This window comes from Photobacterium rosenbergii (genome assembly GCF_033022775.1).
Taxonomy (GTDB): Bacteria; Pseudomonadota; Gammaproteobacteria; order Enterobacterales; family Vibrionaceae; genus Photobacterium; species Photobacterium rosenbergii_A.
In genome coordinates this window covers 76,772-93,253 of the sequence record NZ_JAWJZI010000010.1, presented here as the reverse complement: position 1 = coordinate 93,253, position 16,482 = coordinate 76,772, and the positions used below count along the sequence as shown (strand labels likewise).

21 protein-coding genes are annotated in these 16,482 nt (G+C 48.3%); 10 read left to right on the top strand and 11 right to left on the bottom strand.

The genetic code is table 11. The annotated features are described in order from the left end of the window. Nucleotides 1–111 precede the first annotated feature (111 nt). Nucleotides 112–393: a helix-turn-helix domain-containing protein gene (locus R2X38_RS19470; RefSeq protein ID WP_317524010.1), complete on the top strand. Its 282-nt coding sequence runs from the start codon at nt 112–114 to the stop codon at nt 391–393. A 37-nt stretch (nt 394–430) separates the two neighbouring features. Here the strand turns inward: R2X38_RS19470 and R2X38_RS19465 are convergent, their stop codons facing one another. The 3 genes from R2X38_RS19465 to narQ are packed head-to-tail and all read right to left on the bottom strand — an operon-like array spanning nt 431 to nt 3,091. Then, a complete protein-coding gene (locus R2X38_RS19465) occupies nt 431–763 on the bottom strand; it encodes a DUF4156 domain-containing protein (protein WP_317524009.1) in 333 nt (110 codons plus the stop codon). Then, entirely contained in the window at nt 763–1,389 is a 627-nt protein-coding gene (locus R2X38_RS19460) for a response regulator (RefSeq protein WP_317524008.1), read from the bottom strand. The genes R2X38_RS19465 and R2X38_RS19460 overlap by 1 nt, the downstream gene beginning before the upstream one ends. 4 nt (nt 1,390–1,393) lie before the next feature. Next, nucleotides 1,394–3,091 (bottom strand): nitrate/nitrite two-component system sensor histidine kinase NarQ, encoded by a 1,698-nt coding sequence (gene narQ / locus R2X38_RS19455; RefSeq protein ID WP_317524007.1) that lies wholly within the window; start codon nt 3,089–3,091, stop codon nt 1,394–1,396. Between the two features lie 380 nt (nt 3,092–3,471). Between narQ and napF the strand changes: the two genes are divergently transcribed. From napF to R2X38_RS19425, 6 genes are all read left to right on the top strand, one after another. Continuing rightward, entirely contained in the window at nt 3,472–3,963 is a 492-nt protein-coding gene (gene napF / locus R2X38_RS19450) for a ferredoxin-type protein NapF (RefSeq protein WP_317524006.1), read from the top strand. 2 nt (nt 3,964–3,965) lie between these two features. Next, a complete protein-coding gene (locus R2X38_RS19445; protein WP_317524005.1) occupies nt 3,966–4,238 on the top strand; it encodes a chaperone NapD in 273 nt (90 codons plus the stop codon). Further along, nucleotides 4,235–6,721, top strand: coding sequence for a periplasmic nitrate reductase subunit alpha (gene napA, locus R2X38_RS19440; protein WP_317524004.1), 2,487 nt, complete (start codon nt 4,235–4,237; stop codon nt 6,719–6,721). Before R2X38_RS19445 ends, napA begins: the two co-directional genes overlap by 4 nt. A gap of 111 nt (nt 6,722–6,832) precedes the next feature. Beyond that, complete coding sequence (locus R2X38_RS19435) at nt 6,833–7,276, top strand: nitrate reductase cytochrome c-type subunit (RefSeq protein WP_411185580.1); 444 nt, start codon at nt 6,833–6,835, stop codon at nt 7,274–7,276. A gap of 31 nt (nt 7,277–7,307) precedes the next feature. Next, complete coding sequence (locus R2X38_RS19430) at nt 7,308–7,883, top strand: NapC/NirT family cytochrome c (protein ID WP_317524003.1); 576 nt, start codon at nt 7,308–7,310, stop codon at nt 7,881–7,883. 20 nt (nt 7,884–7,903) lie between these two features. Beyond that, nucleotides 7,904–8,038: a TIGR02808 family protein gene (locus R2X38_RS19425; RefSeq protein WP_107299272.1), complete on the top strand. Its 135-nt coding sequence runs from the start codon at nt 7,904–7,906 to the stop codon at nt 8,036–8,038. A gap of 56 nt (nt 8,039–8,094) precedes the next feature. Here the strand turns inward: R2X38_RS19425 and R2X38_RS19420 are convergent, their stop codons facing one another. The 3 genes from R2X38_RS19420 to R2X38_RS19410 all read right to left on the bottom strand — a co-directional run bounded on the left by R2X38_RS19420 (nt 8,095) and on the right by R2X38_RS19410 (nt 9,212). Continuing rightward, nucleotides 8,095–8,292 carry a hypothetical protein gene (locus R2X38_RS19420; RefSeq protein ID WP_317524002.1) on the bottom strand — a complete coding sequence of 66 codons (198 nt, stop codon included), beginning with the start codon at nt 8,290–8,292 and terminating at the stop codon, nt 8,095–8,097. Between the two features lie 88 nt (nt 8,293–8,380). After that, nucleotides 8,381–8,845, bottom strand: coding sequence for a DUF1499 domain-containing protein (locus R2X38_RS19415; RefSeq protein WP_317524000.1), 465 nt, complete (start codon nt 8,843–8,845; stop codon nt 8,381–8,383). 19 nt (nt 8,846–8,864) lie between these two features. Further along, nucleotides 8,865–9,212: a DUF2956 domain-containing protein gene (locus tag R2X38_RS19410; protein WP_317523998.1), complete on the bottom strand. Its 348-nt coding sequence runs from the start codon at nt 9,210–9,212 to the stop codon at nt 8,865–8,867. Nucleotides 9,213–9,708: 496 nt separating this feature from the next. On the opposite strand from R2X38_RS19410, the gene R2X38_RS19405 reads away from it, so the two are divergent. Continuing rightward, entirely contained in the window at nt 9,709–10,170 is a 462-nt protein-coding gene (locus R2X38_RS19405) for a DUF2919 domain-containing protein (RefSeq protein WP_317523997.1), read from the top strand. A gap of 5 nt (nt 10,171–10,175) precedes the next feature. Further along, complete coding sequence (locus R2X38_RS19400) at nt 10,176–10,586, top strand: hypothetical protein (RefSeq protein WP_317523996.1); 411 nt, start codon at nt 10,176–10,178, stop codon at nt 10,584–10,586. Between the two features lie 75 nt (nt 10,587–10,661). Here R2X38_RS19400 and R2X38_RS19395 read toward each other — a convergent pair whose 3' ends face one another. Further along, nucleotides 10,662–10,973, bottom strand: coding sequence for a hypothetical protein (locus tag R2X38_RS19395; RefSeq protein WP_317523995.1), 312 nt, complete (start codon nt 10,971–10,973; stop codon nt 10,662–10,664). Between the two features lie 316 nt (nt 10,974–11,289). Here R2X38_RS19395 and R2X38_RS19390 point away from each other — a divergent pair, with 316 nt between their 5' ends. Next, a complete protein-coding gene (locus R2X38_RS19390) occupies nt 11,290–12,186 on the top strand; it encodes a Dyp-type peroxidase (RefSeq protein WP_317523994.1) in 897 nt (298 codons plus the stop codon). A gap of 253 nt (nt 12,187–12,439) precedes the next feature. Here the strand turns inward: R2X38_RS19390 and crr are convergent, their stop codons facing one another. From crr to cysK, 4 genes are all read right to left on the bottom strand, one after another. Further along, nucleotides 12,440–12,949: a PTS glucose transporter subunit IIA gene (crr, locus tag R2X38_RS19385; RefSeq protein ID WP_039460662.1), complete on the bottom strand. Its 510-nt coding sequence runs from the start codon at nt 12,947–12,949 to the stop codon at nt 12,440–12,442. A 40-nt stretch (nt 12,950–12,989) separates the two neighbouring features. Then, a complete protein-coding gene (gene ptsI, locus R2X38_RS19380; RefSeq protein WP_317523992.1) occupies nt 12,990–14,717 on the bottom strand; it encodes a phosphoenolpyruvate-protein phosphotransferase PtsI in 1,728 nt (575 codons plus the stop codon). Between the two features lie 53 nt (nt 14,718–14,770). Continuing rightward, nucleotides 14,771–15,028, bottom strand: a complete 258-nt coding sequence (ptsH, locus tag R2X38_RS19375; protein ID WP_317523991.1) for a phosphocarrier protein Hpr — start codon at nt 15,026–15,028, stop codon at nt 14,771–14,773. Nucleotides 15,029–15,342: 314 nt separating this feature from the next. Beyond that, the gene (cysK, locus tag R2X38_RS19370; protein WP_317523990.1) at nt 15,343–16,311 is read right to left on the bottom strand and encodes a cysteine synthase A; all 969 of its coding nucleotides are present in this window, start codon (nt 16,309–16,311) and stop codon (nt 15,343–15,345) included. Between the last annotated feature and the right edge of the window lie 171 nt (nt 16,312–16,482).

Below are 16,482 nucleotides of genomic sequence, written 5' to 3'. Positions count from 1 at the left end.
GATCACCGAAAATAACGACCAAAACAGGGAAATCCTCCCTCATATTGATCAAACTCAACACCCTGCAGGCAGAAGTCGGAATAATAAAAACCTCAAATTATGGAGGTCTCAATGGAATTGAATCCGGTTTTTGCCCGTCGTCTTTATCTTGCTTTGCTTGTGGAGCAGCTTGATCGTCCCAATGTTCCTAAGCTGATTGAAATTACCGGTTGGCCACGTCGTACCATTCAGGATGTGCTTAAAGCCCTGCCGGGGTTTGGCATTGAATTGGCCTTTGTCCAAGATGGTAAGCGTCACAATGATGGCTATTATCAGCTAAGCGACTGGGGACCCTTTGATGTTCACTGGGTTGAATCGAAAGAAAGGGATATTATCTCTTCCGTCTCGAGTTAAAAAAAAAACCGCAGAGTGCGGTTTTTTTATATCTGTGCTATTCGCAATAATAGGCATTGCCAATTAACGTCACGGACGTCGAAAAGTCTGGCGGGCTATACAATGAAACCGTATTGGCTCCTAGCTCAGCAGCCTGGTTGCGCAGTTGGTTGAGCGCGCCCTGAGTCAGATCCCTGTCACTGATTAGCCAATAGTTATACCAACTCCCCTGAGAGCCGATAAGCGTTCCACGCCTTTTACAGGTGTTGTGTATGTCATTGGCATCCCATGTCAAAGCCACGTTACTCGCGTCTGCTAATAGGGGCGAGGTACTGCACCCCGCCAATACCATTGCCGACAGTAAAGCGGCCAAAGTCCCGGCTTTTCCCATTACTGACCTTGTGATTCCAGATAAAGCACTGTGGCGGCAGTTCTTGATTTTACCTGCAGTTTTTTCAGCAAGCTCTTCATGTGGACCTTTACGGTTGCTTCTGAAATGAACAGGTTGTCGGCAATCTGCTTGTTGCGATAACCCTTAGCCACTTCTTTTAGGATCTGCATTTCACGGTCGGTCAGAGAGTCGAGTAGGGAGTCTTGCTCAGCGCTGTCTGCCAGGTACTCACGTACCAGATCACTGAAAGCCTGTCCGCCACACATCGCTTGTTTAAGCAGGGCAATAAGCTGATCCGGCTCGGTATCTTTTAGCAGGTAGCCATCGGCGCCGGCGTTGACCAAGGCCTTAACGTCGGAGCGGCTATCGGAAACGGTTAATACGACAATTCGGGCCTGGATCCCTTCGGCGCGCATTGCATTGAGGGTATCAAGACCCGACATGCCTTTCATGTTGAGGTCAAGCAGGATCAAGTCGGGTTCCTTCTCCTGGGCGAGCAGAACGGCATCGGCACCGTTGCTGGCTTCGCCAACCATCTCGAAGTCGCTTTCAAAGCTGAGAAGCTGGCTGATCCCCCTGCGCATTAATGGGTGATCATCGACAATCATAATTTTCCAACACGTCATATTGTTATCCTTGGGATTCGGGCTGAAATTGAAGGGTGACTTCGCAGCCAGTGCCCTTGGTTGTATTTATTTCCAGTGTACCGTGAAGGCGTGATGCCCGCTCGGTCATAATTGCTAGGCCATAATGATTGAGCTTTTCATCGGCCGGGTTAAAACCTATTCCGTCATCGCTGATAGTAATTGTGACCGTATCTAACTCTTGCCGGCAGGTAATGATGATTTCGTCTGCCTGCGCATGCTTGATTGCGTTTAGAGTTGCTTCCCTGATCAATTGCAGTAAGTGCACCTGATGGTGGGCATCCAAACTCAGTGATGAAAGTTGGTTATCAATAATCAGCAAAGCGTTACTCTGCTCTTCCAATGGTTTTAGCATCTCTACCAGTGCTTCACCAAAATTTGCTTCTTTGATAGTCAGGCGGAAAGTACCCAATAGCTCTCTTAGCTGGGTGTAAGCGCCTGATAGGCCTTGATCAATATCACTGATGATCGCCATGGCCTGTTGCTGCTCACCTTGGCCAAGTTGCCTTTTTAGCAGGGTAACTTGGATTTTGAGATAAGACAGTGATTGTGCCAAAGAATCGTGAAGTTCACGTGCAATCGTAGCACGCTCTTCCATCAATAATAATTGCTCCGACTGCTTTTGTGCCCGATTGAAGAAGATCCCCCGGGCTAAGGTACGGGAAATGTTCTCTATCAAGCTTTTATCGGGGCAAGGCAGGGTGTCTTGCCACCACAGTTGACCGAGTACCTGGCCATCGAGATCTAGATCATGGTAATGCCAGTTATTGCCCGAGGGCTCGCCTGCGGTGATTTCGGTATTGTTGCCGCTGTTCTCTTCAATAATTAGCTTGGCGGCGGTCAGCCCCTCGATATCAAGCAGGGTGTCTAGCATGACTGCGAAGTTCTTGGTACTCAGGCGGCTTTGCGAGAGCTCTTGTGAGCAATCATAGAGTACTTGTAGTGAGTCATTGGCTTGGCGCAGGCGACGGGTTTTTTCATCAACTTTCATTTCCAAGTTGCGGTATAGCTTGCCGAGCTCCGTCGCCATGGTGGTAAAGGTACCGGCCAAAATACCTAATTCGTTGTCACTTTTTACATCAAGGGTGAGGTCGAATTTTCCTTCTTGTATCTGTTCGCTAGCCGTGACCATTTGGTTGAGCGGGGTGACGATCTTGCGTTGGGTAAAGTGAATGGTGAACAGCGCAGCGATAAGGATCAGGCTCAGTCCCAGCCCGCCAACCACTGACAATACCTGAAGTTTGATGATCGAAAATTCTTGTAATTCGAAGACAAATTGGTCGATCCGGTCGACAAAATTAGCCACTTCGCTGAGAAAAAGCCGTTCATTGCCATCATGCAGCAAGGGGTGCAAATCTTCCCAGCGGCCGATCAGGTTGTAGTAATGCATCTTGATATTGGTCGGAACCGTCCAGTGCTCCAATGCTGCCATGGATGGCGAGAACAAGGACTTTTCGAACATATCCAAGTGGGCTTCCAGGTGGGGGGATTGAGTCTCGATATCGTAGGCCAGTCGGTAGCTCTGCATGCGCAATGAACCGGACACATTGACCGCCTCGGCATCGTTCAAGCTAGATGCAAGGGTAAGCAGGGCAAAGCTGGTGGTAACCACAGAAAGAAGCAAGATTGCGAGCATAGCCCTGGCAATCGTTGTGGTGACGGGTTTGAGCGGCCTGTTTTTCACAGATTTTCCTTTTAAATCGCTATCTTAAAGATAAAGAGAAAACGTTTTTCTGTTTATGTCTGGTCTATATTTAAGTAATGGAATGGTGATTTTCAATGCAATTGAGATAAATGCTAGCCACCAGATAGAAAACTTGGCTTTTTTATAGTGAGAGGGCGCGCATTTGAATTTATTGATCCAAGACAAATTTAGCCCCTAATTAGCCCTTACTAGGTATTTAAGCATTTATTACGGGATTTACACTTGTCGTGTAAAAAAATGACAGCTTGTGAATATTTGTTGTAATTCATTTAAGCGGTTTATTGGTACACCTTGCTTTATAGCCAAGCTGCTGCCCGTAATCACTATTTATTAATAATATTTTACGAAGGATTGAGTCAATGTTTGATCGTTCCCGTCGTCGGTTGTTGACGCGGCGTCGCAAGCCTGACCTGCAGCGAATGCCCTGGGTAGTCGATGAAGAAACCTTCACCGACACCTGTACCCGGTGCAACAAGTGTATCAATGCATGTGAAACACAGATTATTGCCAAAGGCGACGGAGGTTTTCCTGCTGTCGACTTTCAGCGTGGTGAGTGCACATTCTGCTACCGCTGTGCAGAGGCCTGTCCCGAGCCGTTGTTTCAGCCGCAGTCAGAGCAGCCATGGCCTTTGGTGGCACAGGTTAATGAGGGTTGCCTGGCCCACCAGAATATTGAGTGCCGAAGCTGTGGCGATGCCTGCGGGGTGATGGCGATTCGGTTCAAACTGCAATTGGGCGGTGTTGCCCGCCCTGAACTGGATACCTCAGTTTGCACAGGATGTGGCGCATGTGTGTCGGTATGCCCGGCATCGGCGATCGCCATGGTGGATCACGATAACGAAGAGAATTAGCGATGGCATTACAAGAAGTACACATTTCCAGCTTGGTTGTTCATGTAAAGCCAGAGTATCTGGCCTCTGTCAAAGAGCAGATCGCAGCAATGCCGAATGCAGAAATTTACGGCGACAGTGAAGAAGGGAAGGTTGTTGTGGTTCTGGAAACCGAAAACCAGGGCTACGTGACTGACACCATAGATAAAATCAATAACTTAGAACACGTTTTAACCACGTTTTTAGTGTATCACCAAATCGAACACTTCGACTCGCAATCTGAGGAAGATTCATGAAAATGACAAGACGTGCGTTTGTGAAAGCAAACGCCGCTGCATCGGCAGCAGCCGTAGCGGGGATCTCGCTGCCAGCATCAGCAACTAACTTAATCGTTAGTTCTGACGAAACCAAAATTAAGTGGGATAAAGCGCCTTGTCGTTTTTGTGGTACGGGTTGTTCAGTACTGGTCGGTACGCAGAATGGCCGTGTGGTCGCGACTCAGGGGGACCCAGAGGCTGCTGTAAACAAAGGCCTGAACTGCATCAAAGGCTATTTCCTGTCGAAAATCATGTACGGCAAGGATCGTCTACAGACACCGATGCTGCGCATGAAAGACGGCAAGTTCCATAAAGACGGCGACTTCCAGCCTGTATCTTGGGATAAGGCGTTCGACGTGATGGCCGAGAAGTGGAAAGAAGCGCTGAAGAAGCACGGTCCTTCTGGCGTAGGTATGTTTGGCTCGGGCCAGTGGACAGTAATGGAAGGCTATGCTGCATCGAAAATGATGAAAGCAGGTTTCCGTTCTAACAACATCGATCCGAACGCCCGTCACTGTATGGCTTCTGCGGTTGTTGGCTTCATGCGTACCTTCGGTATCGATGAGCCGATGGGCTGTTACGATGACTTCGAAAATGCAGACTCGTTCGTGCTTTGGGGCTCGAACATGGCGGAGATGCACCCAGTATTGTGGACCCGTTTGACTGATCGCCGCCTGAGCAACCCACACGTTAAAGTAAACGTACTGTCGACTTACTACCACCGCTCGTTCGAGTTGGCTGACAACGGCATGATCTTCGAGCCGCAGACCGACCTGGCGATTGGTAACTTTATTGCCAACTACATCATCCAGAATGATGCAGTTAACTGGGATTTCGTGAACAAGCACACTAACTTCAAGCGTGCTGATACCGATATCGGTTACGGCTTGCGTGACGAAGATCCCCGCCAGCAGAAAGCGAAGAACGCCAACTCTGGTGCCATGCACGCGATGACGTTCGAAGAGTACAAAGCCTCTGTGGCCGAGTACACGGTCGAGAAAGCGTCTGAAATGTCGGGTGTACCACAAGAGAAGCTGATCGAGCTAGCGAAGCAGTACGCTGATCCAAATACCAAGGTGATGTCACTGTGGACCATGGGTATGAACCAGCACACCCGTGGTGTGTGGATGAACAGCTTGGTTTACAACATCCACCTGCTAACCGGTAAGATCTCGCAGCCTGGTAACAGCCCATTCTCGCTAACGGGTCAGCCATCGGCTTGTGGTACAGCGCGTGAGGTGGGTACCTTTGCTCACCGTCTGCCAGCCGACATGGTCGTGGCGAATCCTAAGCACCGTGCAGTTGCAGAGAAAATTTGGAAACTGCCAGAAGGGACGATCCCGCCTAAGCCGGGTTACCACGCGGTACTGCACGACCGTATGCTCAAAGACGGCAAGATGAATGCCTACTGGGTAATGTGTAACAACAACATGCAGGCTGGCCCGAACATCAACGAAGAGCGTCTGCCGGGTTACCGTAACCCAGAGAACTTCATTGTTTGTTCAGACCCATACCCAACGGCAACAGCACAAGCAGCTGATCTTGTTCTACCAACCGCTATGTGGGTAGAAAAAGAAGGCGCCTACGGTAACGCCGAGCGCCGCACCCAAGCATGGTACCAGCAGGTTGAAACCCAAGGCGAGTCTAAGTCTGACCTTTGGCAGATCATGGAATTCTCCAAGCGATTCAAGGTCGAGGAAGTGTGGGGCGAAGAGCTACTGGCAAAAGCACCACAGTATCGTGGCAAAACCATGTACGACATCCTGTTCCGTAACGGCCAGGTCGATAAATTCCCGATGTCTGAAACCCAGCCATTGAACGATGACGCCAAAGCGCAAGGCTTCTACGTGCAGAAAGGCCTGTTCGAAGAATATGCGGCATTCGGTCGCGGTAAAGCACACGACTTGGCACCTTACGATACTTACCATCAGGTACGCGGCCTGCGTTGGCCGGTTGTTGATGGCAAAGAGACCCAGTGGCGTTTCGCGGAAGGCCATGACTCTTACGTACCGGCTGGTGAAGGCTTCCGTTTCTACGGCCATAAAGACGGCAAAGCAAACATTATCTTTGCCCCGTTCGAGCCAGCACCGGAGGTGCCAGATGAAGAATATGACCTATGGATGTCAACCGGCCGTGTTCTAGAGCACTGGCACACTGGCACCATGACGCGTCGTGTTCCAGAGCTTTACAAAGCGGTACCGGATGCCCTTTGTTACATCCACCCAGATGATGCTGAGTCTCGTGGCCTGCGTCGTGGTGATGAAGTACTGGTTGCTTCTCGCCGTGGTGAAGTGCGCTGCCGCGTAGAGACCCGTGGCCGTAACCGTCCACCTGCGGGCTTAGTATTCATTCCATTCTTTGATGCCCGTATTTTGGTGAACAAGTTGATTCTTGATGCAACCGATCCGCTATCCAAGCAGACCGACTTCAAGAAGTGCCCTGTGAAGATCACCAAAGTATAAATAGCATTAAATTGAAGAGCTTGGTTGTCTGGTCGCTTGCTGGACAGCCCTGCCTTTACCAAATTTAGCCTGAAGGCGGAGAAAACAATGAAACGATTAGTTCTAGCAGTAATGGCATTTGGCATGATGCTGGCTGGTGCTGTGCACAGTGCAGAAGAGCTGCACAACCCAGGTGGTATCGGTGGTCTTGAGTCACTGCGTGGTGCCAGCGAGCTGGAAGCGACCCGTGCGGCGGACCCAATGAAGCGTTACCCGCGTGATCAGGGTACGATCGACAGCGATTATGTTTACCAGCCACCTTTGGTACCGCACACGATCCGTAACTACGAAGTATCGAAAAATGCTAACAAGTGCCTGGCTTGCCATAGCTGGAAAAACGCCAATGAAATGGGTGCCACCAAGATCAGCGTAACGCACTACCAGTCGCCGCGTGAAGGCCAGGTGCTGTCTGATGTGTCACCGGCACGCTATTTCTGCTTGCAGTGTCACGTACCACAGGCTGATGCTAAGCCATTGGTTGAAAATGATTTCCAGCGTGTTGATGCGTTGCGCTAATTATAGCCATCAGTGCTAAAGGGGCTATAAGATGAAACTATTGAAAGCATTTTGGCGTAGGTTCTCCTCGCCGAGTAAAGTGGCTGTCGGCCTGGTCTTGTTCATGGGCTTTATGGGCGGCTTGCTGTTCTGGGGCGCATTTAACACCGGTATGGAAGCAACCAACACCGAAGAGTTCTGTGCTGGCTGCCATGCACCGATTGTCAAAGAAATCCGAGAAACGGTCCACTATGCCAACCGCTCTGGCGTACGTGCAATCTGTTCTGACTGTCACGTCCCCCACAACTGGACAGACAAAATTGTGCGTAAGGTACAGGCTTCGAAAGAGCTGGTGGCCCATGCAATGGGAACCATTGACACTCAGGAGAAGTTCGAGGCACGTCGGAGTCACCTGGCCAACCGCGAGTGGCACCGGATGAAAGAAAATGATTCGCAGGAGTGCCGTAACTGCCACGAATTCGAATACATGGACTTTTCCGAGCAGGGTAGCCGCAGTGCCAAGCAGCACTCGACGGCGCTCGCATCGGGCGACAAGACCTGTGTAGATTGCCACAAGGGCATTGCCCACAAATTGCCTGATATGTCGGGCATTGAAGGCTGGCAGTAAGCCTCAGATAAGGAGCAACAATGAGTACATTAGAATCAATCTTCTGGCATGTACTGGGCTATGCGGCCATGCCTGTTATCATCCTGTCTGGTTTTGCTGCGGTAGCTGTGATTTGTGTCTGGCTATTGTCGCTGGGCAAGGACAAAAATATCTAGCGGCAGCGTTCAGTTCGCCGGTATAAACAAAGCCATGCATCTGTTGCATGGCTTTTTTAATGCTTGTGCGGTTTGCTTTTACACCATTGGTATAGACCGATGGCAATCAAGGTTAACCAGATACCATCTAGCAGTAACCATAAAATGAGCCCTGAGGAAGCTTCAGGAGCCATTACAACAGCTTCTACCCCTTGAATGATGAGCATGATAAGGAGCCCCAAGATACCGAACAACAAATAACTGGCGATACTCATAACGATCTTCCATCAAGCAACTGCTTTTATTTTAGATCTAAATGAGAATTACTTTCAATAAATTGTTGTGGTGTAGCTACTGTTGTAACTACTTGCCATCCATCAGATATCCTTCTTGTGCCAACAGTTGCCTGAATGCCTCGGCGCGCTCACGGTTGACACCGAAATCGGAATAGCCAGTGCGGGATTCCGAGCGGACGGTCAGTTGGCCTGATTGCCGCTGCACCTCAAAATCATCAACAAAGCGGAAGACTTTGCTGGTGCACTCGATATGAAAATAGTCATCGGTCTTTTTGGCAAGGGAGGCGCCTGGTAGGGTGAGTGCCAGTTGTTCGATATGCGCCCATTGCGCCAGGCCTTTTTGACTGAGCGTAAAAGGTGCCAGGGCATGCTCCCTACGGTTATCTAGCGTACTGACGCAGTTCGGCTTCTCACCGCAGATTTGGTTCACTCTAACCGTGTCACGGTAGGTTGAGTCTGGGCTGCCACAGCCTGTTACCACAGTGAGAAGCACTGCGAGAGGAATAAAACGAAAACCTTGTGGTTGGATCATCCTTGACTCCCTATGAGAGTTAATTGAATTGAACAAAGCCAATAAAGCCTGCCCAAGAAACGATAAGCAACAGCCAAGGTAGCCAATGCTGTCTGCTGACAACCACTTGTTCTACCGCTGGCGCGTCTGCTGCGGTTTGCTCGATGTCTTGTGTTCTACCTCTTGCCTGCTTTTTGCGTAGCTTGTCCCGCTCGCGGGCTTTGGCCTTTTGCTGTTTCTTGTATTGTTCAATACCGTGCTGGATCCCCTGGGCGATCAGTTTGGTTTGCTCTTTGGTCTGTCCCGGCTTCTGTGTCGAACGGGCTATCTTCATTGCTTCAGCTTGGGTTTCCGGGGAAGGTGTCCCTTGACTCTTCTTGATGGCCATCATTTGTCCTCTACATCACTCATACAGCCAGATTATACCGTGACAAGCGTCATTGGCACATTGCTGTAATTTACCTCCTTCAAAAGAGGTAGGAATCTTACATCATATGAACAGAAAGTGAACAGAGGGTGTTTTGTGGTTATATCCGTTAACATAATGAATATTAATGGTTATTCCACTAAAGCATTAGCATTTGCGCATAATTATTCTTGATGTGACTTTTGTAAGAAAACTAGAAATTTCGTCAATCTCATCCCACAAAACGTGATCATTCCGACAAGACGAACACCCAAACAGTGCGTTGAACCACAGAATTTACCACTTTGGCTGGTAGTTGAGACCAGATAGATTAAGGTGTGCCTAGTACTGAACAGTGTTGTTATATCGGCTCCCGAAGATAGAATTATGCCCAACGCAGCCAAACGTAATACTGGCTGTTGAAATAGCAAGGGTAAACCTCCATTGCATAAGCAGCAGTGAGAAACGGGGACAGTAAGTGATATATCCGATAGACGCCTATGACAAGCATGGCTTGTTGAAACCTTCTGCCATGTTGTGGCTGTGCTGGTTGTTCAGTGCCAAAGGTTGGGTCATTTTTGTCATGGCTGGTGCAAGCCGCCAGCAAGGTGCCCAGGTCTTGGAAATTTTGTATCCATTGCGAGAAAACCTTTATCTGGCAATGTTGATAGGCCTTCCGGCACTTATCTATATGTGGATGGCCGGATACCGACACAAGAATAAAAAACTAATTAATTTTGTATGGCTGCATGGGAAAGGGATCCTGATGCTGAGCTATGCCACAGATTGTGTTTTGCAAATGTATCAGCTGATGTTGACCCACGGGGCCTTCAGCTGGACCCGGGCAGTCAGCCTGCTGCTGACGTTCTGGCTTGGAGGGTACCTGCTGAGAAGCTCCAGGGTCAGAAATACATTTGTGGACAAGCCCGTAGAGAGGTAAGTACGATGAATGATTGGGGTAAAGGGTTGGTGCTGTTCAGCGCACTGCTAAGCCCGTTAGCCATGGCCGATTGGCTACTAGATGTGAATTTCGAACTGACTGGCGCATCTGGCAGCACTCAGTCGGTGAATACATCGCTGTCACTGTTGCCTGGAGAAGAAACTGTCTTTTTCGGTAGTAACATCGACAGCGAAGAAAGCAGCCGCGAGCTGGTCGGTAGCGCAGAGTTACTGGAAGTCTCGGCGGAAGAAGTGAAAATTGCGTTCAAAGTCCAGGAGCGTTTAGATGATGGTGGCTGGCGGACGCTGGTGTCTCCAACGCTATCCACTGGATTGAATGCGCCAACCATGTTTGAAGGTTTGGATAACAACGGCGACCAGCAAGTGAAGCTTCAGGTGGAAGTGACATCGGTATAAAGTTGTTATTGCCTCTCAATGTTTAAAGCCCGCACAAAATGCGGGCTTTTTGGTATTTACGGCTGGGTCTAAGCGTTACACCGAGGTATCAAGGACATTGCCACTGCCTGTTCCAGGATCTGGGGTGATGCTCTGGCTGTAGAAATCAGGTTTTGGCCGGTGTTCGTTAATCGCATCAGCCACTTTCTTTTTGATGATCAGGCGATCTTCCTGGGTCTGGGCTTTGTTGTCGGCTGAAATCACCACAGTGTCAGGATCTTTTTTCGGATCGTCCTCAAATTTGTTTGCACTGTTTTGGTGGATATCTACCAGTTTCTGCGTCTGCTTGGCTTGATAGAGGGAACCTGCCACATCTTTGGTCGGAAATGATGATGAACCTGTCTCCATGATCTAATCCTTGTTATTGGTATCAGCTAATGTGTTGTGTTTGTATAAATTTTAATCCAGCTTAGCAGGTCAAAATAGACACAAGTTGAACATTTCAGCATTTTTCAGCGTCTATTTCGTTCAGTAACGACGGCAATGAGGCGGAAATGTGCTCGGAGTGGTAGCTAAAGTTATTGAAAATCACTATGAGACACACATTGATTTGAGTTATGTAACCCCACTCTGCTGACAATGATCAATTTTCCGTGCTGTATTATCGATATACTTTAGGCGGTATAACGCTGGTAAAGCAATGATAATAAACTAGGAGAAAAATATGGCTACGGCACAACCTTTGATTTTGCCTGAAGCAGGACCATTTGCATTATATGTTGTCATGAAGGCAACAGGTGATAACAAGGCACTTGTAGAGCGCTGTCAGCAAGTCCATACCTTGGTTGAAGAGATCAACAGTCAACAGCCGGGTGCCGAGCTACGTGCGAGTATCGCGTTTGGCAAGACGTTTTGGACATCGCTAGAAAAAGGTATGCCGGCAGAGTTTGATGATTTTGCCCCGCTAGGTGAGGGCCAGGTCACGGCGCCTGCAACTGGTGGCGATGTGTTGCTTCATCTTAATTCAAGCCGCCATGACTTGAATTTCTATCTACTGCGCCAGTTCATCTCGCCAATCGCCGAGCATGTAGAAATCATGGATGAGACCTACGGGTTCAAGTACCTTGATTCTCGTGATATGACAGACTTTATTGATGGCACAGAGAATCCGAAAACGCTGGAAGCTCGCCAGGATGTTGCCCTGATCAAAGACGGTGATTTTGCTGGTGGTAGTTTTGTTATGCTGCAGCGTTTTGTCCATAACCTGCCGGCTTGGAACCGCTTGAACATCCAGGCTCAGGAAAAAGTGGTTGGCCGCACCAAGCCAGATTCTGTAGAGCTGGAAGATGTCCCGGCTGCTTCTCACGTTGGCCGCGTCGATATTAAGGAAGAGGGCAAGGGCCTGAAGATTGTTCGCCACAGCCTGCCATACGGCTCTGTAAGCGGCGACCACGGTTTGCTGTTCATTGCCTACTGTCACACCCAGCATAACTTCAAAGCGATGCTAGAGAGCATGTACGGCCACACAGACGGCAAAACCGATCAGCTTCTGCGCTTCACTACCGCGGTAACCGGTGCTTACTTCTTCGCACCATCGGTTGAGATGCTGAATTCGTTGTAAAGCGGCCAAAGGCCATAGGCGCTAGGCTATTGGTAAGAGCTTGGCGCTGGGAAATTTGAAAGGAGGAGGGAATGCTTACATTACCTCCTTTTTTATTGACTCTAGTTACTTAAAGCTAGACTTATTGAATCGCCAATCGCCAATCGCCAATCGCCAATCGCCAATCGCCAATCGCCAATCGCCAATCGCCAATCGCCAGATAAACAAAAAGCGCCGCCCGGGGGCAGCGCTTTTGGCAAAGATTGTGACAATCTTACTTCTTGATGCGAAGAACTGGAGTTTCACCCACAGTTGTTGCGCCAGAAAGTTTGTTCAGCTCTTTGATTTCGTCCATGTTAGAGATAACAACTGGAGTCAGAGTTGATTTCGCTTTCTCTTCTAGAAGAGCTAGATCGAATTCGATGATAGTATCACCAACTTTAACAGTTTGGCCTTCTTCAGCGATGCGAGTGAAGCCTTCACCTTTCAGTTCAACAGTGTCGATACCGAAGTGAACGAATAGCTCGATGCCGTCGTCAGACTCGATAGAGAAAGCGTGGTTAGTTTCGAAGATCTTGCCAATAGTACCGTTTACTGGTGCAACCATTTTGTTGCCAGCAGGTTTGATAGCGATACCGTCACCAACGATTTTCTCTGCGAAAACAACATCTGGCACATCTTCGATGTTTACGATTTCACCAGAAAGTGGTGCGATGATTTCGATAGCACCAGCTTCAGTGTTGTCATCAGAAACCAGCTTCTTAAGTTTGTCAAACAGACCCATATCGTTGCTCCTAAGCGTTTTTATTCTATCTGCAGCTATATTAGCAGATGGTCTTTTCTGCGATGAATTTTTCTACGTGAGCTTCAATTTCAGCAGCAGTAGGCATAGCAAGCGCCTGCTCAGCCATTGCTTTAACATCAGCAAAGTTAGCGTTGCGGATAATCTTCTTAACGCGAGGAATCGAAATTCCACTCATGCTGAATTCGTCCAGACCCATACCTAGTAGTAGTAGGGTTGCACGTTCATCACCCGCTAGCTCGCCACACATACCTGTCCACTTGCCTTCTTTGTGAGAAGCGTCGATAACTTGCTTGATCACAGTTAGGACAGCAGGTGATAGTGGGTTGTAAAGGTGAGAAATCAGCTCATTACCACGGTCAACAGCAAGAGTATACTGGGTTAAGTCGTTAGTACCAATACTAAAGAACTCAACTTCTTTTGCCAGGTGGTGAGCGATTGCTGCTGCTGCAGGGGTTTCAACCATAACACCGATTTCGATGTTTTCGTCGAACGCGTGGCCCTCAGCACGAAGCTCAGCTTTGTACTCTTCAATCGCAGCTTTCAGTTCGCGGATTTCCTCAACAGAGATAATCATCGGGAACATGATACGGATCTTACCGTGTGCAGATGCACGTAGGATACCGCGTAGCTGGTCACGTAGGATTTCGCGACGGTCAAGGCTGATACGAACCGCACGCCAGCCTAGGAATGGGTTCATTTCTTGTGGCAGATCCATGTACGGTAGATCTTTGTCACCACCGATATCCATAGTACGGATGATCACTGGCTCGCCGTGCATTGCTTCCGCAACTTCTTTGTAAGCTGCGTACTGCTCTTCCTCGGTAGGAAGCGCGTCGCGGTCCATGAACAGGAATTCGGTACGGTAAAGGCCAACACCCTCACCACCGTTGCGGTTAACGCCGTCACAGTCTTTAACGGTACCGATGTTACCGCAAACTTCCACTTGCTTGCCGTCAAGCGTGATAGCTGGCAGGTCTTTTAGCTTAGCCAGTTCTTCTTTTTCGGCAACGTGCGCGTCACGGATCGCTTTGAATTTGGTTAGTTCAGCTTCAGATGGGTTGATAACAATCGTGTTGTTGATTGCATCAAGAATCAGCATGTCACCGTTCTTAACCTGAGCTGTGATGTCGTTAGTACCTACGATTGCAGGTAGCTCTAGAGAACGCGCCATGATAGAGGTGTGCGACGTACGGCCACCGATATCAGTGATGAAGCCAAGAACGTAATCTAGGTTGATTTGCGCGGTTTCAGAAGGCGTCAGGTCGTTAGCAACCAGGATAACTTCTTCGTTGATCGCACTTAGGTTTACGATGCTGATACCCAGTGCGTTTTTCACAAAGCGGTTACCGATATCACGGATGTCCGTTGCGCGCTCTTTTAGGTATTCATCATCCAATGATTCTAGAGTAGAAGCTTGCTCTTCGATGATAGAGTGAATTGCAAGATCTGCAGAAGCATTGTTGTCTTTAATGAAGGCTATGATTTCTTCTTCAAGCTCTTCATCTTCCAGCAGCATGATGTGGCCTTCAAAGATGGCTTCCTTCTCTTCACCGAAGGTTGCACGTGCTTTTTCTTTGATAACTTCTAGTTGCTCAGAAGATTTTTTTCGAGCATCGAAGAAACGCTGAATTTCGTTCTCGATTTGGTCTGCAGCGACAGGAGCTTTGTTTAGAACAATCTCTTCTTCCTGCAGTAGTAGTGCTTTACCGAAAGCAATACCAGGAGATGCCAGGATACCTGAAATCATAGCCTTACCTTAAATTGACTTAAAACTAGGGGAAGTAATAAACAGACTGCGGATTAGTGCAGTTCGTCCATTAGAGCAACTAGGTGGTCAACAGCCTGTTGAGCCTGAGCACCTTCAGCAGCGATAGTTACTACTGTGCCTTTTACTAGACCTAGAGTCTGAAGCTTGAATAGGCTCTTAGCGCTTGCGCTTTTGCCGTTTGAAGTCACTGTGATGTCAGCGTCGAAGCCTTTAGCTTCTTTAACGAACTGAGCAGCTGGACGAGTGTGTAGACCGTTTTCTGCAGTGATCTCAACTTGCTTCTGATACATTTTTCACCCCGATATAGATATTATTTATTTAATATTAACGTAACTGAAAGTAAGCTTAACCTGTTTATGCTAAGCTCGCTATCTGGGATTATAAACTACCCAACAGTTCGGTGTTTGAGATTAATCCAAGTCAATTTTTTGTGACTTTTCTCCCTGTTCTAACCTCCAGCCGTCCATTTTTCGACCGCTTTATTTTGAAGCTAGAAATAAAACACAACCGATTTATATTAAAGCTACGGTCAAAATGCAACAAAAAAGCCCCCCAATGGGAGGCTTTTGGGTAACAATCGTTACGTCAACATCTCAAAGTGTGATCACTGTTGGGTTTCTTTTTCTGTAAAGATACCAGCAAACAGTGCCGATGACAGGTAACGCTCACCTGAACTTGGTAGCACAACAACGATATTTTTACCTGCAAATTCTGGGCGCTCTGCAATGCGATTTGCTGCGACTACTGCCGCGCCAGAAGAAATACCTGCAAGGATACCCTCTTCCTCCATTAGGCGACGGGCCATATCAATCGCATCTTCTGAGCTAACACGCTCAACTTCGTCAATTAATTCAAGATCTAGGTTGCCAGGAATAAAGCCAGCTCCGATACCTTGGATTTTGTGCGGAGCTGGTTTGATTTCATCGCCATTTAGCGCCTGGGTGATTACCGGTGACTCTGTAGGCTCTACTGCAACGGTTGTAATTGCTTTGCCTTTTTGCTGTTTGATGTATCGGCTTACGCCTGTCAGCGTACCACCGGTTCCTACACCTGAGACGAAGACATCAATTTCACCGTCTGTGGCATCCCATATTTCTGGGCCTGTTGTCTTCTCGTGAATTTCAGGGTTGGCAGGGTTGTTAAACTGCTGAAGTAGTAAGTACTTGTCTGGGTTAGACGCGACGATTTCTTCTGCCTTTTCGATAGCACCTTTCATGCCTTTTGGCGCTTCGGTCAGAACAAGGTTTGCACCCAATGCTTTTAGTAGCTTACGACGCTCCAGACTCATGCTCTCTGGCATGGTAAGGGTCAGCTTGTAGCCACGGGCTGAAGCAACAAACGCAAGAGCAATACCTGTGTTGCCACTTGTTGGTTCAACAAGCTCAACACCTTCTTTCAAAATACCCTTCTTCTCGGCATCCCAAATCATGTTGGCGCCGATACGACATTTAACGCTGAAGCTCGGGTTACGGGATTCAACCTTAGCCAGGACGTTTCCTTTACTTACTCGGTTAAGGCGAACGAGGGGAGTATTACCAATTGTCAGGGAGTTATCTTCGTAGATCTTGCTCATTGTTGTCGTTCCTTCGTAACGCGTTTAAAAACATAAGACACGTTAAGCATAACTCTTAAACGAGGTTTGCAAAGTAATTTGTGGTTATATCTTATTGTTATATGGGACTGTTGGTATCGCCGAACAAGTTTCAAGCAGAGTGAGCGGTGAGTGGGGTGAATACCTTAATAT

Bases quoted from the DNA above. Each gene is read 5' to 3' on its own strand.
- R2X38_RS19470 (WP_317524010.1), top strand. From the start codon at position 112: ATGGAATTGAATCCGGTTTTTGCCCGTCGTCTTTATCTTGCTTTGCTT.
- R2X38_RS19465 (WP_317524009.1), bottom strand. From the start codon at position 763: ATGGGAAAAGCCGGGACTTTGGCCGCTTTACTGTCGGCAATGGTATTG.
- R2X38_RS19460 (WP_317524008.1), bottom strand. From the start codon at position 1,389: ATGACGTGTTGGAAAATTATGATTGTCGATGATCACCCATTAATGCGC.
- napF (WP_317524006.1), top strand. From the start codon at position 3,472: ATGTTTGATCGTTCCCGTCGTCGGTTGTTGACGCGGCGTCGCAAGCCT.
- R2X38_RS19445 (WP_317524005.1), top strand. From the start codon at position 3,966: ATGGCATTACAAGAAGTACACATTTCCAGCTTGGTTGTTCATGTAAAG.
- napA (WP_317524004.1), top strand. From the start codon at position 4,235: ATGAAAATGACAAGACGTGCGTTTGTGAAAGCAAACGCCGCTGCATCG.
- R2X38_RS19435 (WP_411185580.1), top strand. From the start codon at position 6,833: ATGGCATTTGGCATGATGCTGGCTGGTGCTGTGCACAGTGCAGAAGAG.
- R2X38_RS19430 (WP_317524003.1), top strand. From the start codon at position 7,308: ATGAAACTATTGAAAGCATTTTGGCGTAGGTTCTCCTCGCCGAGTAAA.
- R2X38_RS19425 (WP_107299272.1), top strand. From the start codon at position 7,904: ATGAGTACATTAGAATCAATCTTCTGGCATGTACTGGGCTATGCGGCC.
- R2X38_RS19420 (WP_317524002.1), bottom strand. From the start codon at position 8,292: ATGAGTATCGCCAGTTATTTGTTGTTCGGTATCTTGGGGCTCCTTATC.
- R2X38_RS19415 (WP_317524000.1), bottom strand. From the start codon at position 8,845: ATGATCCAACCACAAGGTTTTCGTTTTATTCCTCTCGCAGTGCTTCTC.
- R2X38_RS19410 (WP_317523998.1), bottom strand. From the start codon at position 9,212: ATGGCCATCAAGAAGAGTCAAGGGACACCTTCCCCGGAAACCCAAGCT.
- R2X38_RS19400 (WP_317523996.1), top strand. From the start codon at position 10,176: ATGAATGATTGGGGTAAAGGGTTGGTGCTGTTCAGCGCACTGCTAAGC.
- R2X38_RS19395 (WP_317523995.1), bottom strand. From the start codon at position 10,973: ATGGAGACAGGTTCATCATCATTTCCGACCAAAGATGTGGCAGGTTCC.
- R2X38_RS19390 (WP_317523994.1), top strand. From the start codon at position 11,290: ATGGCTACGGCACAACCTTTGATTTTGCCTGAAGCAGGACCATTTGCA.
- crr (WP_039460662.1), bottom strand. From the start codon at position 12,949: ATGGGTCTGTTTGACAAACTTAAGAAGCTGGTTTCTGATGACAACACT.
- ptsI (WP_317523992.1), bottom strand. From the start codon at position 14,717: ATGATTTCAGGTATCCTGGCATCTCCTGGTATTGCTTTCGGTAAAGCA.
- ptsH (WP_317523991.1), bottom strand. From the start codon at position 15,028: ATGTATCAGAAGCAAGTTGAGATCACTGCAGAAAACGGTCTACACACT.
- cysK (WP_317523990.1), bottom strand. From the start codon at position 16,311: ATGAGCAAGATCTACGAAGATAACTCCCTGACAATTGGTAATACTCCC.